The organism is Streptomyces sp. GESEQ-4 (assembly GCF_017948455.1).
In the GTDB taxonomy this organism is placed as follows: Bacteria; Actinomycetota; Actinomycetes; order Streptomycetales; family Streptomycetaceae; genus Streptomyces.
Map to the genome: position 1 here is coordinate 325992 of NZ_JAFFSU010000001.1, position 16504 is coordinate 342495.

Genomic DNA, 16504 nt, shown 5'->3' on the forward strand with positions numbered 1-16504 from the left:
ATCATGGTCAACCACGGTGAGGGGAGCGGCCATGCGGCGTGGCGGACCTTCGGTGCTCGGCATCGTACTGGCGGGTGGAGAAGGCAAGCGCCTGATGCCCCTGACCGCGGACCGCGCGAAACCCGCGGTCACCTTCGGCGGCACATACCGTCTCGTCGACTTCGTCCTGTCCAACCTCGTCAACGGTGACATCCTGCGCATCTGCGTCCTGACGCAGTACAAGTCGCACTCGCTGGACCGGCACATCACCACCACCTGGCGGATGTCCAGCCTGCTCGGCAACTACGTCACCCCGGTCCCGGCCCAGCAGCGGCTCGGTCCGCGCTGGTTCCTGGGCAGCGCGGACGCGATCCTCCAGTCGCTGAACCTCATCTACGACGAACGTCCCGAGTACGTGGCGGTGTTCGGCGCCGACCATGTGTACCGCATGGACCCGCGCCAGATGCTGGCCCAGCACATAGAGAACGGCGCGGGCGTGACGGTGGCCGGGATACGCGTCCCGCGCAGCGAGTCGTCGTCCTTCGGCGTGATCAGCTCCGCGTCCGACGGCCGTACCGTGGAGCAGTTCCTGGAGAAGCCCGCCGACCCGCCCGGCCTGCCCGATGACCCCGAGTCCGTCTTCGCCTCGATGGGCAACTACATCTTCACCACCAAGTCCCTCATCGAGGCGCTTCAGCGGGACTCCGAGGACCGCAACTCCGTGCACGACATGGGCGGTTCGATCCTGCCGCAGCTCACCGAGCGCGGCGAGGCCCAGCTGTACGACTTCAGCGAGAACCACGTCCCCGGCGAGACCACCCGGGACCAGGGCTACTGGCGCGACGTCGGCACGCTCGACGCCTACTACGACGCCCACATGGACCTCATCGCCGAGCGCCCCGCCTTCAACCTCTACAACCGCCAGTGGCCCGTCTACACCCACTCCGGCCAGCTCTCCCCGGCCCGGTTCAACGCGGGCGGCATCGCGGGGGAGTCCATCATCAGCGCCGGTTGCCTGATCCGCGGGCAGGTCACGCGGTCGGTGCTGTCGCCGGGTGTCGTGGTCGACCCCGGAGCGGTCGTCCAGGGCTCGGTGCTGCACGACAACGTCCACATCGGCCGGGGCGCGGTCGTCCGGGGCGCGGTGCTGGACAAGAACGTCGAGGTTCCGCCGGGCGCGACGATCGGCGTCAACCCGGACCGGGACGCGGAGCTGTACACGGTGTCCAAGGGCGGAGTGATCGCTTTGGGGAAGGGACAGTTGGTGCCGTAGACCGCGGATTCGGTGGAACGGTCCCTGGCGAGCAGGCGTTCGCCAGGGACCGTTGTCATGTCCCTGGACAGGGAAGCGGAAGCCGTGTTGTCATGCCAACTGCCGTTGATTGCAACGATGTAAATCGCAAGAGCCGCCACACGTCCTCAACAAGGAGGATCCGTGCGACACCACAGATCCCGCTTCGTGTTAGTGCTCGCCGCAGCCCTCGCCTTCGCCGGCCTCACCGCCCCGTCGTCCGCCACCGCGGCGGCCGAGGGCCCGGTCGAGATCCACGGTCTGAAGGGCGAGTACTACACCCACTCCGCCCCGGGCGCCTTCGACTTCCACGAGCTGAAGGCCACCGGCTTCGACCAGAACCTCGACTTCGACAACCTGGAGCCGCGCCTGCGCTTCGCCACCGGTCAAGACAACGATGTCAGCGTCCGCTGGACCGGAAAGATCGTGCCGGAGAAGACCGGCCCCACCACCTTCTCGATCATCGGTGACAACGGCTTCCGGCTCTGGGTCGACGGAAAGCCGGTCATCGACCACTGGGTGGACGACTGGGACCGCGAACAGACCGCCGCGCCCATCGAGCTGACGGCGGGCCAGGCCTACGACGTCAAGCTGGAGTACTTCGAGCACTACGGCGGCTCCAACCTCCACCTCCGCTGGACCCCGCCTGGCGGCAGCAAGGTCGCCGTCCCCCAGTCGGCCTTCCGGCTCCCCGACGGCTACGACTACGACGGTGCCATCGCCACCACCGTCCTCAAGGACGGCCGTACGCTCAAACTCGACTTCGCACACGAGCTGTCCGCACCCCCGGCCTCCGTCATCGACCACGTCGAGGCGGTGATCGGCGGCGCCAAGTGGCCCCTGACCACGGCCCGGTTGAACCCGTCCGACCCCAAGTCCCTGCTGGTGGGCCTCAAGGAACCGGTCGTCGGCAACAAGACCGGCACCGCACGCGGCACTGCGGAGGTCCGCTACGACGGCCAGGGCGGACTCACCGCCGACGGCAAGGAGATCGGCTCGTTCTGGAGCAGCGGCGCCAACCGCTCGACGTACGAACTGCGCACCCCCTGGGCCAAGGAGGTCGGCCCGGACAACGCACTCCCCGAGTACCCGCGCCCGCAGCTGACCCGCGACGCCTGGCGCAACCTCAACGGCCGCTGGCAGTTCGCGGCGGCCGAGGCCGGGGAGCAGCCGCCCGTCGGCAAGAACCTCGCCGAGCGCATCCTCGTCCCGTACCCCGTGGAGTCCCAGCTCTCCGGCATCCAGCGGCACGAGGACCGCATGTGGTACCGCCGCACCTTCACGGTCCCGGCCGACTGGCGCATCGGGTCCGGCCAGCGGCTGCGGCTCAACTTCGGCGCGGTCGACTGGCAGTCCGAGGTGTACGTCAACGGCAAGAAGGTCGCCGCACACAAGGGCGGCTACGACAAGTTCAGCGCCGACATCACCGACGCGCTCAAGCCCGGCCGCACCCAGGAGCTGATCGTCGGCGTGTACGACCCGACCGACGCGGCCGAGGGCGAGAACCCGCCCGTCGGCAAGCAGCGCCTGGACCCCAGCGGCATCTGGTACACGTCGAGTTCGGGCATCTGGCAGACGGTGTGGATGGAGCCGGTCGCCCGCGACCACGTCGACTCGCTCAAGGTCACGCCGGACGTGCCGAACGGCCGCGTCACCGTCGAGGCGAAGGGCGTCCGTGACGGCGTACCGATCACGGCGACGGCGTACGACGGCAAGCGGAAGGTCGCCACGGCGCGCGGCCGGACCGGGCAGCCGCTGACGCTGACCATCGACGACCCGCACCTGTGGTCGCCGGACGATCCGTTCCTCTACGACCTGAAGGTGAGCGTCGGCTCGGATCGCGTCGGCAGCTACTTCGGGATGCGTTCCATCGCCGTGGAGAAGGTCAACGGCGTCCCCCGCACGATCCTCAACGGTGAGCCGATCTTCCTGATGGCCACCCTCGACCAGGGCTTCTGGCCCGACGGCCTGCACACCGCACCGACGGACGAAGCACTCGCCTACGACCTGAAGGTGCACAAGCAGCTCGGCTTCAACTCGGTGCGCAAGCACATCAAGGTCGAGCCGGACCGCTGGTTCTACTGGGCCGACAAGCTGGGCCTGATGGTCTGGCAGGACATGCCGGCGATGACCGCCGGGGTGACCCCGAACGCCGCCTCGCGCGCCCAGTACGAGCGCGAGATGAAGGAGATGATCGACGAGCACATCAGCAGCCCGTCGATCGTCATGTGGGTGACCTTCAACGAGGGCTGGGGCCAGTACGACATCGGCCGCGTCGCCGAGCAGGCCAAGGCCTGGGACCCGACCCGGCTGGTCAACGGCCAGTCCGGGCTGAACCTCGGGGCCGACGGCGGCACCGGCGACATCATGGACGAGCACGGCTATCCCAGCCCCGCCCTGCCGCCCCAGCCGGACGGTGAACGGGCCCTGGTCAGCGGCGAGTACGGCGGCCTCGGCCTCGCGGTCCCCGGACACGCCTGGTCCGTGCAGCAGTCGTACGTCGACGTCGACCCGGCGACCTACACCGACGACTACCTCACCAAGCTCGACGAGGTGCGCGCCCTGGCCTGCCGGGGCGGCAACGGCGCCGTCTACACCCAGATCGCCGACGTCGAGGGCGAGCTCAACGGCCTGCTGACCTACGACCGCAAGGTCCTCAAGCCGGACGTGGCGCGCGTGAAGGCCGCGCACGAGGCGCTGATCCGGGACATCTCCCGGCCGGTGCCGGCCGATTGCCCGTAACCCCCTGGAGGAAACCGCAGGATGAGATGGACCCGGCACCTGCGCCTGTGGCTGGCCGGGGCGGTGGCAGCGTCCGCGCTGTGCACCGTCCCGGCCGCCCGGGCCGCCGAGCCGCACGACGGGCGCCTCACCGATCTGGTCAACCCGTTCATCGGCACGGAGAACGAAGGCAACACCTACCCCGGCGCCGCCGTGCCGTTCGGCATGGTGCAGCTCTCGCCCGACACCGGCCACAACACCGGCTACGACTACTCCCACGACCGCATCCGTGGCTTCTCCCTCGTCCACCTGTCGGGTGTCGGCTGCGGTCTCGGCGGTGACCTGCCCGTGCTGCCGACGACGGGCGACGTCACACAGACGGACTACGCGGCCTACGCCGCCGGGTTCAGCCACGACGACGAGCAGGCGAGCCCCGGCTACTACAAGGTCGGCCTGGACTCCGGCATCGACGCCGAACTCACCGCGACCGAGCGCACCGGCGTGCAGCGCTACACCTTCCCGGCCACCGGCAAGGCCAACGTACTGCTCAACGCGGGCCAGTCGCTGCACAAGACGGTCTCCACGAAGGTCGAGATCCTCGACAGCCGGACCGTGCGCACCGCCATCACCGGCAGCGGCTTCTGCCAGGACACCGAGCCGTACACCGTCTACACGATCACCCGCTTCGACCGGCCCTTCACGACGTACGGCACCTGGGACGGCAGCGCGGTGACCGCGGGCTCGAAGACCGGACGGGACGGCGCGTACGTCCGCTTCGACACGACGCGGGACCGCACGGTCGAGGCGACCACCGCGCTGTCGTACGTCGACGCGCGCGGCGCGGCGGTCAACCTCGGGGCCGAGGGCGGGCGTTCGTTCGACTCCGTCCGGGACCGAGCCCAGCGGGCATGGGAGGACCGCCTGGACGACGTACGCGTCCAGGGCGGCGGCGACACCCTGCGCCGTACCTTCTACTCCTCGCTGTACCGGTCGTTCCTGGCACCCAATATCGGCAGCGACGCCGACGGCCGCTACACCGGCTGGGACCAGAAGATCCACCGCGCGAAGGGCTTCACGTACTACCAGAACTGGTCCCTGTGGGACACCTACCGCACCCAGTCCCAGCTGCTGTCCCTGCTCGCGCCGCGTGAGGCCCGGGACATGGCGATCTCGGTGATCAAGATCGACGAGGAGAGCGGCTGGCTGCCCAAATGGGGCTACGGCACGGTCGAGACGAACATCATGACCGGCGACCCGGTGACGCCGTTCCTGACCCACGCGTATCAGCAGGGGCTGCTCAAGGGGTACGAGGAGCGGGCCTACCGGGCGCTGCGGAAGAACGCCGACGGGGTGCCGTCGGCGGACTCACCGGCCGTGGGGCGGGAGGCCAACAAGGAGTACCTCGCCGAGGGCTTCGCGCCGTACATCAAGGGCCGTCCGCATGCCAAGCCCGGTGACTCGGACTACGACCACGGGGCCTCGGCCACGCTGGAGTACGCCCTGTCGGACGCGATGCTCGCGCAGATGGCGAGGGATCTGGGCCACTCGGCGGACGCCGCGCGCTATGCCGCCCGCGCCCAGAGCTACCGGAACATCTTCGACTCCTCGACCGGCTTCTTCCGGGCCCGTGACGCCTCCGGCGCCTTCACCGGCCCCGCCGACCCGGCGCAGAGCGAGGGCTTCCACGAGGGCACGTCCTGGCAGTACCAGTGGCTCGTACCGCAGGACCTGCCGGGCATGGTCGACCTGATCGGCGGAACGCGGGCCACCAACGAGCGGCTCGACTCCTTCTTCGCCTACGAGCAGCTCCTGGCGGACCCGGCGAAGACCGCGCGCGAGGTGTGGGTGAACGGGCCGTACGACTACTACAACGCCGACAAGTACAACCCGCAGAACGAACCCGACCTCATCGCCCCGTACACCTACCTGTCCACCGGTCAGCCCTGGAAGACCACCGACGTGGTGCATGCCGCGCTGACCCTGTTCACCGACACGCCGACCGGCATGACCGGGAACGACGACCTCGGGACGATGTCCGCCTGGAACGTGCTGTCGTCGATCGGGATCTTCCCGGTCCAGCCCGGCTACGACACCTGGGGCCTGTCCACGCCCGTCTTCGACCGCGTCGACCTCACGCTGGACCGCCGCTACTACCCGAGGGGCGGGCTCACCATCACGGCGCCCGGCACCTCGGACACCGACCGCTACATCCAGTCGGCCCGGACGGACGGGTCGGCCTACGAGCGGACGTATCTGACCACCGCCACCCTGCGGTCCCTGCGGTCGCTCGATTTCACGGTCGGCTCGCGCCCGTCTGAGTGGGGAACGTCGGCCCAGGCGGCGCCACCTGCGTTGAAGTAACCCCAGACGCCTCATGAGTCCCGCCCCTTTCACCAGGGGCGGGACTTAATCTCTTGTTAACTGTGCGTAGCTTGATCGTACTTGACCGTAATCGGTCGCGAGGGGTTGACTGCTGGCTCACCCTTCGTCGACGCGAGGCAAGCCATTGACTTCTGACCTGCTCGCACCTCTCGACCTGGCGTTCTGGAACATCGAGTCCGACCGGAACCCCATGCACCTGGGCGCGCTCGGCGTCTTCGCCGCGAACTCGCCCACCGCCGGTGCCCACGCGGCCGATCTGCTCGCCGCGCGGGCCGCCGCCGTGCCCGGACTGCGGATGCGGATCCGGGACGTCTGGCAGCCGCTGGCGTTTCCGCCGACGTTCGCGTCCGCGTTCGGTGGCGCCGCGCGTGAGCCCGCCGCCGACTTCGACCCGCTGGACCACATCCGGCTGCATGCCCCGACCGCGGACTTCCACGAGGTGGCGGGCAGGCTCATGGAGCGCCCGCTGGACCGCGCCCGCCCGCCGTGGGAGGCGCATGTGCTGCCCGGGGAGGACGGCGTCTCGTTCGCCGTGCTGTTCAAGTTCCACCACGCGCTGGCCGACGGGCTGCGGGCACTGACGCTCGCCGCCGCGGTCATGGACCCGATCGACCTGCCCGAGCGCCGGCCTCGCCCCGAACCGCCGGGGCGCGGGCTGCTCCCGGATGTGCGGAAGCTGCCGGGGCTGGTGCGGGGTGCCCTGTCCGACGTGGGCCGGGCCCTCGACATCGGTGCCTCTGTCGCTCTGTCCAACCTGGGTGTGAGTTCTTCGCCCGCGCTCACCACCGAGCCCAGCGGTACCCGCAGCACCGCCGGTGTCGTCATCGACATCGACGATGTGCACATCGTCCGCAAGGCCGTCGGCGGAACCGTCAACGACGTGCTGATCGCCGTCGTCGCGGGCGCGCTGCGCCGCTGGCTGGACGAGCGCGGCGACGGCAGCGAGGGCGTGGCGCCGCGTGCGCTGATCCCGGTCTCCAAACGCCGCCCGCGCACCGCCCACCCTCAGGGCAACCGGCTCTCCGGGTACCTGATGAGGCTTCCCGTCGGCGATCCCGACCCGCTCGGCCGGCTCGGTACGGTCCGCGCGGCCATGGACCGCAAGAAGGACGCGGGTCCGGGGCGGGGCGCCGGTGCCGTCGCGCTGCTCGCCGACCATGTCCCGGCGCTCGCTCACCGGCTCGGCGGGCCGCTGGTCAGCCAGGGGGCGCGCCTCTGGTTCGACATCCTCGTCACCAGCGTCCCCCTGCCCGGCCTCGGCCTGAAGCTCGGCGGACACACCCTCACGGAGGTCTACCCCTTCGCCCCCCTCGCCCGCGGCCAGTCCCTCGCCGTCGCGATCTCGACGTACCGCGGCCACGTCCACTACGGCCTGGTCGCCGACGCGGAGGCCGTCCCGGACCTGGACCGCCTCGCCGCGGCCCTCTCCGAGGAGGTGGAGACACTGATCACGGCTTGCGCGCCGTGAGCGGTGGCGATGCCTCCCGGCGGGGGGTGCGGGTTCCCTCACCGCCGCGGAGGCGATCACCGTTCGCCGTCCGTTGGCACCGCCGGTTCGATCACCGGCCGTTGTCCATGATCAGCGCAGGTTTGGCGTGTGGGCCGGTGCTCCGTAAAATTCCTCGTTCGAAAGCGGACTCGATCGGAGCGCCGCGCGGTGGATCAGGAAGCGGCAGCGGCGATGACGGTGACAGAGGACGGCTCGGCGACCACGGACGAGGTCGTGTACGGGCCCGGCATCGACCCTGAGCGGCTGGCCGTCTGCCTCAGTGTGCTCGAGGAACTGGACAAGCTGGAGGTCGACCACCCCGACGCGATCGCCGTGCGCCGGGCCACCGCGGGCGTCTACCGCACGGTCAAGCAGCGCCGCCGTCAGGAGCGCCGGGCCGCGAAGACCGCGCACGACAAGGCGGTCACGGAGGCCACGGCGACCGGCTCGGCCGAGCGCATCGACGACGAGACCGAGGGCCTGCTGCCCTCCTCACGCACCGAGGAGGGAAGGATCGCGGGGGTTCTCCAGCGCCCGCGCTCCTGCTACACCTGCAAGACCCGGTACGTCGAGGTCGACTACTTCTACCACCAGCTCTGCCAGCAGTGTGCCGCTTTGAACCGGGCCCACCGCGACTCCCGCGCCGACCTCACCGGCAGGCACGCCCTCCTCACCGGCGGCCGGGCCAAGATCGGCATGTACATCGCGCTGCGGCTGCTGCGGGACGGCGCGCACACCACGATCACCACGCGGTTCCCGAAGGACGCCATCCGCCGCTTCAAGGCGATGGACGACTCGGCGGACTGGATCCACCGCCTGGAGGTCGTCGGCATCGACCTGCGCGACCCCGCCCAGGCCGTGGCCCTGGCCGACCAGGTCGCCGAGCGGGGTCCGCTGGACATCCTGATCAACAACGCGACCCAGACGGTACGCCGGCTGCCCTCCGCGTACGCCGCGCTGGTCGAGGGCGAGAGCGCCCCGCTGCCCGCCGGTGAACTGCCCGCCCACCACGTCATCGGCGCCTTCGGCTCCGGCGCGGTCGACGGACTGGCCGCGCTGCCCGCCGGTATCAGCGGCCTCGACGCGCAGCAGGTCGCCGACCTCGCGCTGGTCGCCGGCAACGCCAGCGTGGAGCGGCACCGTGACGGCACCGCCATCGACGCGGGCGGTCTGGTCCCCGACGTCGTCGACTCCAACACCTGGGTGCAGAGCATCGAGCAGATCTCCCCGGTGGAGCTGCTCGAGACGCAGCTGTGCAACTACACCGCGCCGTTCATCCTGATCAGCAAGTTGCGGTCGGTGATGGCCGAGGCCGCGCGCAAAGCGCCGAGCAAGCGCGCGTACGTCGTCAACGTCTCGGCGATGGAGGGCGTGTTCGGCCGAGGCTACAAGGGCGCGGGCCACCCGAACACGAACGCCGCCAAGGCGGCCATGAACATGGTGACGCGAACCAGCGCCCAGGAGATGTTCCAGACCGACGGCATCCTGATGACCTCCGTCGACACCGGCTGGATCACCGACGAGCGCCCGCACTACGACAAGCTGCGCCTCGCCGAAGCCGGCTTCCACGCACCCCTCGACCTGATCGACGGCGCGGCCCGCGTCTACCACCCGATCGTCAGCGGCGAGCAGGGCGAGGACCTGTACGGCGTCTTCCTGAAGGACTACGCGCCGGGCAAGTGGTGAGGCTCGGCCAACGACGAGGGGGGCGTCAGTCGACGGCCCCCAGCCGCGAGTTGCGCGCGGCCACCAGCTCCAGCACCGTGCGCCAGTCCTCCAGCACCCCGGCGTCGAACCCCGCGCCGCGGCCCTCCTCCTCGGCCTGACGCAGACTGACCAGGTCGTCGTCCACGGGAGTGCCGAGCCGGGAGTGGCGGCGTATCAGACGAGCGACCCGTTCACCGAGCAGACCCCGCACCGCGTCGGCCGTACGGTCGTCGTGCCCGGCCGTGTCACCGGGCCACAGCAGCCGGCCGATGGGCCGCACCAGGCCCGCGACTTGGAGCTCCTTGTCGGCGGGACGGCTGCGGCGCAGCAACGCGGCGGTCCGCAGGGCGTGCTCGTGCAGATCGACGCGGTCGCCGGCGCGCTGCCGGGTGTCCCACGTGCCCCTGCACGCATGCAGTAGATCCATCAGCTCCTCGACGCTGCGCAGCTCCATGCGTCAGTCCTCCCGCGAGACAGCCCTTGCCTGACGGCAGCAGATCATGGCGAGCTTTCGGCACAGCCAACGGGACTTGAACTGCGCGACGACCGATACGGCTGTCTCGAATACGTCGTCGCCGGTGTAGGCCGAACGAGTGATGTTCGTGCACCACATTTCATGACAAGACTGGGCATATCATGACCCAGCGAACACGGGCGACTTGTGATGGTTACCCCAAGTTTTCAGCCCCATCGAGCGGACCCCCGCTCATTTGGGTACTCTGAGGGGGACGGACAGCAGCACGGGGTCCTACCCAACACCCAGAGTCCGTCCCGGGGACGAGCCGGATAGCACAGCCAGCTCTCACCTGAGGTACCGGCGCCACCGCGTCCGAACAGTTCTCTACCCAGACCCGAGCGGGCGTCAGGCGCACAGCAGCAGAGTGGCCGGAACGCCCCGAGGGTGACCCGACACATAAGGAGTGCGCGGTGACACCGGAGAAGACGAATCGCGAACAGCGCCCCAAGGAACGCACAGAGCGCGCGGGCCGGCGGCCCGGGGAGATCGGCAGCCTCGACGTGTGGGCCCGTTCGGCCCCCATCCGCCTGGCCGGTTACGAGGACGACCTCGCCGAGCCCCACATCCTGCCCAGCGTCGACTGACGCCCTCAGTCAGGCCCCTTCGCGATCGCAGCCGCGGCCGACGACCGGCCGCGGCTTCGGCATGCGCAGGACCTGGGCGGGCTAGTCCAGCGGTGCCGTTCGCTGCCACGGACGCAGTTTCTCGACCTGCTCCGCCAGTTCCAGCAGCACCGCCTCCGACCCCGGCCGCCCCGCGAGTTGTACGGCGCACGGGGCGCCCGAGGGCAGTGAGCCGAACGGGACGGACAGCGCGGGCCAGCCGGTCAGGTTCCACGGGGGAGTCAGCGGCGAGTAGTTGGTGTCGGCGAGCACATTGCGCAGCCAGCCCCGCTCGTGCCAGGCCACGGCCTTGGGGGAGCGGCGGGCCAGCGCCGGAGTGAGCACCACGTCGTGCTCGGCGAAGAACGGCTCCAGCCTTCTGCGCAACTGCTCCCTGCTGTCGCCGGAGGTGACACGGCCCACGAAGCGCCGCCCCACGGCGGCATGGACCCGGGTGCGCCGGGTCAGCAGGCGCGGGTCGTAGTCCCTGGCGTCCACCGCCGTGCCCGCCGTCCAGTGCGCGAGCGAGGTGAAGCTCAGCGACAGCGGATACGGCGGATCGGCGCGCCGGATCTGGTGACCCGCCTTGGCCAGCACCCCGGCCGCCTCCCGGGTCGCCTCCGCATACGGCCTGCTGATGGTGACGCCGGCGAGCGGGCTGCGCAGCGACACGGCGACCTTGCGCGAGGCCGGCTCGTGCGGTCGTACGGCATCGGTGTCGGCGAGGACCGACAGCATCAGGCGGGCGTCCTCGACGGTCGTCGCCAGCGGGCCGTTCTCGGACATGCCGAACCAGTCGCCCTCGCCGATCCCCGCGGGCACGACGCCGTGGCCCGGCTTGATGGTGACGAGGCCGCAGTTGGCCGCAGGGATGCGCAGCGAGCCCATGCCGTCGTTGCCGAGGGCGATCGGCACCAGCCCCGCGGCGACCGCCGCCGCGCTGCCGCCCGAGGAGCCGCCCGCCGAGCGGGAGGTGTCCCACGGGTTGCGGGCCGTGCCGTGGACGCCCTCGCTGGTGCCGAAGACGCACAGCTCCGGCACGTTCGTCAGACCCACCACCACCGCGCCCGCCGCCCGCAGCCGGGCCACGGTGACATGGTCGTGCTCGGCGGGGGTGTCCGGGGTCGCGGCCGAGCCGATGCGGTTCGACTCGCCCCGCACGGCGAGGTTGTCCTTCACGGCCACCGGCACACCGGCGAGCGGCAGTTCGGCCAGATCCCCGCGCGCCCCCACCTCGTCGGCCTCGGCGAGAGCCGCCTGGGCACGGACCACGCGGAACGCCCCGACGCGGCCGTCGAGCCGCTCGATCCGGGCCAGGTGCTCGGCCACCACCTCCCGGGGTGTGGCCCGCTTCTCCCGTACGGCTGCGGCGATCTCGACGGCGGTCCGGCCGGTCCAGTTGGTCACGTGCGCTCCTTCACAGTGCGTCTACCGGCGAGTATGTAGGGAGAACTGTGCCCGGGACCGGGCGGCACGTCGAGAGGGAGCGGGGCTTGGACATTCGGGCGGCGGTTCTTGGACTTTTCGCGCGGGTGTGCCCAAGAGCCGCCCGCTGAACAGCAGGTCCTCCGATCAATCGCTCAATTCTCCTGCCGTTCCGCCCCATTGACAGGCTCAGAGGCCCGCTCAATCATCGGACATCCGATGAATTGGAGCCGCTCATGAGTACGTATCCAAGACGTCTGGTCCTGGGTGTCGCGGCGGGCGTCGCCGCCTCCGCAGCCCTTCCCCTCACCGTGACCGCCGAGGCGCACGCCGCCGGTCAGTGGGTCCCCGTCCCCGACCCGGTCCCCGTCCCGCTGGACGGGCTGTACGACAACGACGGCATCGACACCGCCGTCGCCCGCGGCGGTGACTTCGACGGCTCGGGCTACACCTTCCCGGGCGAGGAACTCCCCTCCGGCCGGGTCGAGGTCGACGGCATTCCCTTCCTCTTCCCGTCCGCGGACACCGCGAACAACGTTGTCGCGCTCGGCCAGCGCGTCGAACTGCCCAAGGGCCGCTACCTTTCGGCCTTCTTCCTCACCGCCGGCAGTTACGGCAACGCCTCCGGCAAGGCCACCGTCCACTACGCCGACGGCACGACCACGACGGCAGGGCTCGGCGGCGCCGACTGGTACGCGGCGGGCGGCTCACTGTCGGCGCCGTACCGCTATGGCCCGGACGGGACGAAGGACGAGCACAGCGTCGGGATCGGCACGTCGGAGGTGTGGCTCGACCCGCAGCGGGAGGCGGTCGCCGTCACCCTGCCCGTCACCAACCCGGCGGAGGCGAACAAGGCGTCCCTGCATGTCTTCGCCCTCTCCCTCCAACCCGTCGCCCGGGGCCGGGCCTTGGCCCTCCTGGCCGCCCGTTCCACGAACTCGCTGCTGGAGGAGACCGGCGCCCAGAGCGTCGAGGCCACGATCGTCAACGCGGGCACCGTCGCCATACGCTCCGGCGACACCGTGTCGGTACGTGTCGACGTTCCCGGCGCCCGCACCGTAGAGCCCGCCCGGATCCGCCGTCTCGACCCCGGCGAGCAGGCCAGGGTCCGCATCGGCATCCGCAACCGCGCGGGCACGGCACCCGGCACCGTCCGGGACGGCTCGGTGACCGTGAGCGGGCGCGGGACGCAAGTCACCGCCAAACCAGGCAAGTTGAACCTCGGTGTGGCCGACTACCAGCCCACCGAGGCCTCCCTCTCCGGGCATCAGGCGCCGTACTGGTTCCACTCCGCCAAGTTCGGCATCTTCATCCACTGGGGCGTCTACTCGGTGCCCGCGTGGTCGCCCGTCGGCAAGCAGTACGCCGAGTGGTACTGGAACCACCTGCAGGACCCGGCGAACGCCGTGTACGCCTACCACCGCGAGACCTACGGCGAGGACTTCGCGTACGACGACTTCATCCCGATGTTCACGGCGGAGAGGTTCGACCCGCGCGCGTGGGTGGAGCTCTTCCGGGACGCGGGCGCCCAGTACCACGTCCTCACCTCGAAGCATCATGAGGGCTTCGCGTTGTGGGACACCAAGGTCTCCGACCGCAGCTCGGTCAAGATGGGCCCCCGAAGGGACCTGATCAAGGAGCTGTTCGAGGCGTCCCGCCGCTACACGCCCGAACTCCACCGGGGCCTGTACTTCTCGATGCCGGAGTGGTTCAACCCGGACAACCCCTGGATGGGCCACGCCCCGCGCAATCCGTACACCCTCGAACCGGTGCCGTACACCGGCCACACGGCCGGCAAGGACTATGTGAAGGAGTACCAGGCGCCGCAGATGCTGGAGCTGATCCACGGCTACGACCCGTCGGTGCTGTGGTGCGACATCGGCGGCGTCAACGACAGCGTCCATGTGCTCGCCGAGTACTTAAACCACGCCAAGAACCGCGCCCGGCCGGTCGAGGTCACCGTCAACAACCGTTCCGGCATCGGCTTCCACGACTTCACGACCCCCGAGTACACGACGTACGAGAACACGGTCGTCGCCAAGTGGGAAGCCAGCCGCGGACTCGACCCGTTCAGCTACGGCTACAACAAGGCGACGCCCGACGACGCCTATATGACGGCCGAGGAGGTCGTGCACAGCCTCGTCGACATCGTCTCGAAGAACGGCAACTTCCTCCTCGACATCGGCCCGCGCGCCGACGGCACCATCCCGGAGATCATGCAGACGCGGCTGCGCGAGACGGGCCGTTGGCTGCGCACCAACGGGGAGGCGATCTACGACACCACGTACTGGTCGCGGATGGCACAACTCGGCGAGGACCTCAGGTTCACGGTCCGCCCGAACGAGGCCTTCTACATCCACTCCCTGGCCCGGCCGGGCGCCCGGCTCACCGTCGAGGCGCCGGTCCCGGTCCGGGCCGGCGACAAGGTGACGATGCTCGGCCACGACCGGCCGCTGACCTGGACCGTACGGAACGGAGCACTGGTGATCGACGTACCCGAGGCGGCCCGGACGGCCGGTCGTCACGCGTGGGTGTTCAAGGTGGAGTGGCATGGCTGAGCGCGGGAAGAGACGGTTCGCACTGATCGGCCTGGTCGCGGTGCTGATGCTCTTCGGGGTACCGGCGCAGGCGGCACCGAAGGAGAAGGCCCCGCCGGTCACCGTGCCCGCGCTGGCCAACTGGACGGCAGAGGCGGGCAGTTATGCCTATGGGAACGGGAGTCGTCTGGTCGCCGGTTCCGGGGCCGAGCGCCGGGTCGCTCAGACCCTCGCCGACGATCTGCGGGCCGCGGGACACGGCACGGTTCCTGTCGTACGGGGCGGGGCGCGCGCCGGTGACGTCGTGATCGACGTTCAGCCCGGGAGGACCTCGCTCGGCGGGGAGGGCTACGAACTCCACGCCGGCAAGCGGCTGTCGGTGACCGGCGCGACCGAGACCGGCGCCTTCTACGGCACCCGGACCCTCCTGCAACTCCTCGCGCAGGGCGACAGGATCCCCGCCGGACGCACGGTCGACGTGCCGCGCTACCGGGAGCGGGGCGTCGGCGTGTGCGCGTGCTACATCCACATCTCGATGCCCTGGCTGGAGAACCTCGTCCGCGAGATGGCGTACCACAAGCTCAACCAGCTGCTCCTCGAACTGAAGGTGAAGAGCGACGCCCACCCCGAGGCCAACACCTGGGGCTACTACACCAAGGACGAGATACGCCGCCTCGTCGCCCTCGGCGCCAAGTACCACGTCGAGATCATCCCCGAGATCAACTCGCCGGGCCACATGGACCCGTGGATAGAGAACCGCCCCGACCTGCAGCTCACCGACACCGATGGCAACAAGCAGCCCTCGCGCCTCGACATCACCCGGCCGGAGGCCCTCGCCTACTACACGAGCCTGATCGACGAATACGCGCAGGTCTTCACGTCCACGTCCTGGCACATGGGCGCCGACGAGTACATGCTCGGCTCCGACTTCGCCAAGTACCCGCACATCCTTCAGTACGCGCGGGAGAAGTACGGCCCCGACGCCACGCCCCAGGACGCGTTCGTCGACTTCGTCAACCGCGTCCACGCCTACGCGGCAGCCAAGGGCAAGAAGCTGCGCATCTGGAACGACGGGCTCACCGGCGCCAACACCGTGCCCGTGGCGGCGGGCACGACGGTCGAACACTGGCTGAACGTCGCTGTGAAACCGAGCCAACTCATCGACCAAGGCTACCCGTTGATGAACGCCGCCTACGCCCTGTACCTCGTCCGCGGCGGCTTCCACTCCGACACCCAGGGCTTGTACGAGCAGAGCTGGGATCCGCGCAGCTTCGAGGGCGAGAAGCTCGCCTCGGCCGACGGCATCACCGGCGCGAAGATCAGTCTCTGGCCCGACAACGGCCGCGGGGAGACGGAGAACGAGGTCGCCGAGCGGCTGTGGCCCGCGCTGCGCCATATCGCCCAGGCCACCTGGGGCGATCCGCACCCCGACGCCACCTACGCCGAGTTCATCGCCCGCGGATCGGCCGTGGGGCACGCGCCCGGGTGGCGGGACCTGACGCGGACGCCGGTGGCGGACGGGACGTACACCTTCCGGACGGACGGGCTGTCGTTCACGGCGCAGGTGAAGCGCACGGCCGACGGCTATCTGACCCTGCGGACCGCGGACGGCTGCCTGGAGGTGCGCGGCGGAAAACTGACGCTCAACGTGCCGCTCCAGCCGGGCGCCGAAGCGACCGCTCAGGTCTGCGACGCCGCGAACACCTTGCAGCGCTGGCAGTTGGAGCCGGCCGCAGGCGGATACCGGCTCGTCAACGCCATCACGCGGATGACCCTGAGCCCGGACGACGGCCGGCTCGTGCAGTACCCGCCGGACCAACTCCCCTCCGCCGTCTGGCACTTGAGCTGAGGAGT

The 16504-nt window shown here is 70.0% G+C and carries 10 protein-coding genes; 8 read left to right on the plus strand and 2 right to left on the minus strand.

Annotated elements, in window-relative coordinates:
- The first annotated feature begins 31 nt into the window (after positions 1-31).
- The 5 genes from glgC (at position 32) to KCH48_RS01470 (ending at position 9548) form a co-directional block, all read left to right on the plus strand.
- A complete protein-coding gene (gene glgC / locus KCH48_RS01450) occupies positions 32-1252 on the plus strand; it encodes a glucose-1-phosphate adenylyltransferase (protein WP_210569554.1) in 1221 nt (406 codons plus the stop codon).
- A gap of 186 nt (positions 1253-1438) precedes the next feature.
- Entirely contained in the window at positions 1439-4012 is a 2574-nt protein-coding gene (locus KCH48_RS01455; protein ID WP_210569556.1) for a PA14 domain-containing protein, read from the plus strand.
- 21 nt (positions 4013-4033) lie between these two features.
- Complete coding sequence (locus KCH48_RS01460; protein WP_210569558.1) at positions 4034-6352, plus strand: GH92 family glycosyl hydrolase; 2319 nt, start codon at positions 4034-4036, stop codon at positions 6350-6352.
- Positions 6353-6497: 145 nt separating this feature from the next.
- Complete coding sequence (locus tag KCH48_RS01465; RefSeq protein WP_210569560.1) at positions 6498-7841, plus strand: wax ester/triacylglycerol synthase family O-acyltransferase; 1344 nt, start codon at positions 6498-6500, stop codon at positions 7839-7841.
- A 213-nt stretch (positions 7842-8054) separates the two neighbouring features.
- Positions 8055-9548: an SDR family NAD(P)-dependent oxidoreductase gene (locus tag KCH48_RS01470; protein ID WP_210569562.1), complete on the plus strand. Its 1494-nt coding sequence runs from the start codon at positions 8055-8057 to the stop codon at positions 9546-9548.
- Between the two features lie 25 nt (positions 9549-9573).
- On the opposite strand, the gene KCH48_RS01475 is transcribed toward KCH48_RS01470, so the two are convergent.
- Positions 9574-10023, minus strand: a complete 450-nt coding sequence (locus KCH48_RS01475) for a hypothetical protein (protein ID WP_210569564.1) — start codon at positions 10021-10023, stop codon at positions 9574-9576.
- A gap of 473 nt (positions 10024-10496) precedes the next feature.
- On the opposite strand from KCH48_RS01475, the gene KCH48_RS01480 reads away from it, so the two are divergent.
- A complete protein-coding gene (locus KCH48_RS01480) occupies positions 10497-10670 on the plus strand; it encodes a hypothetical protein (RefSeq protein ID WP_107082809.1) in 174 nt (57 codons plus the stop codon).
- 81 nt (positions 10671-10751) lie between these two features.
- Here the strand turns inward: KCH48_RS01480 and KCH48_RS01485 are convergent, their stop codons facing one another.
- The gene (locus tag KCH48_RS01485; RefSeq protein ID WP_210569566.1) at positions 10752-12095 is read right to left on the minus strand and encodes an amidase; all 1344 of its coding nucleotides are present in this window, start codon (positions 12093-12095) and stop codon (positions 10752-10754) included.
- Between the two features lie 254 nt (positions 12096-12349).
- On the opposite strand from KCH48_RS01485, the gene KCH48_RS01490 reads away from it, so the two are divergent.
- Both KCH48_RS01490 and KCH48_RS01495 read left to right on the plus strand, forming a co-directional pair.
- Positions 12350-14671 (plus strand): alpha-L-fucosidase, encoded by a 2322-nt coding sequence (locus tag KCH48_RS01490; protein ID WP_210569567.1) that lies wholly within the window; start codon positions 12350-12352, stop codon positions 14669-14671.
- Positions 14664-16499 (plus strand): family 20 glycosylhydrolase, encoded by a 1836-nt coding sequence (locus tag KCH48_RS01495; protein WP_210569569.1) that lies wholly within the window; start codon positions 14664-14666, stop codon positions 16497-16499. Before KCH48_RS01490 ends, KCH48_RS01495 begins: the two co-directional genes overlap by 8 nt.
- The last annotated feature ends 5 nt before the right edge of the window (positions 16500-16504 follow it).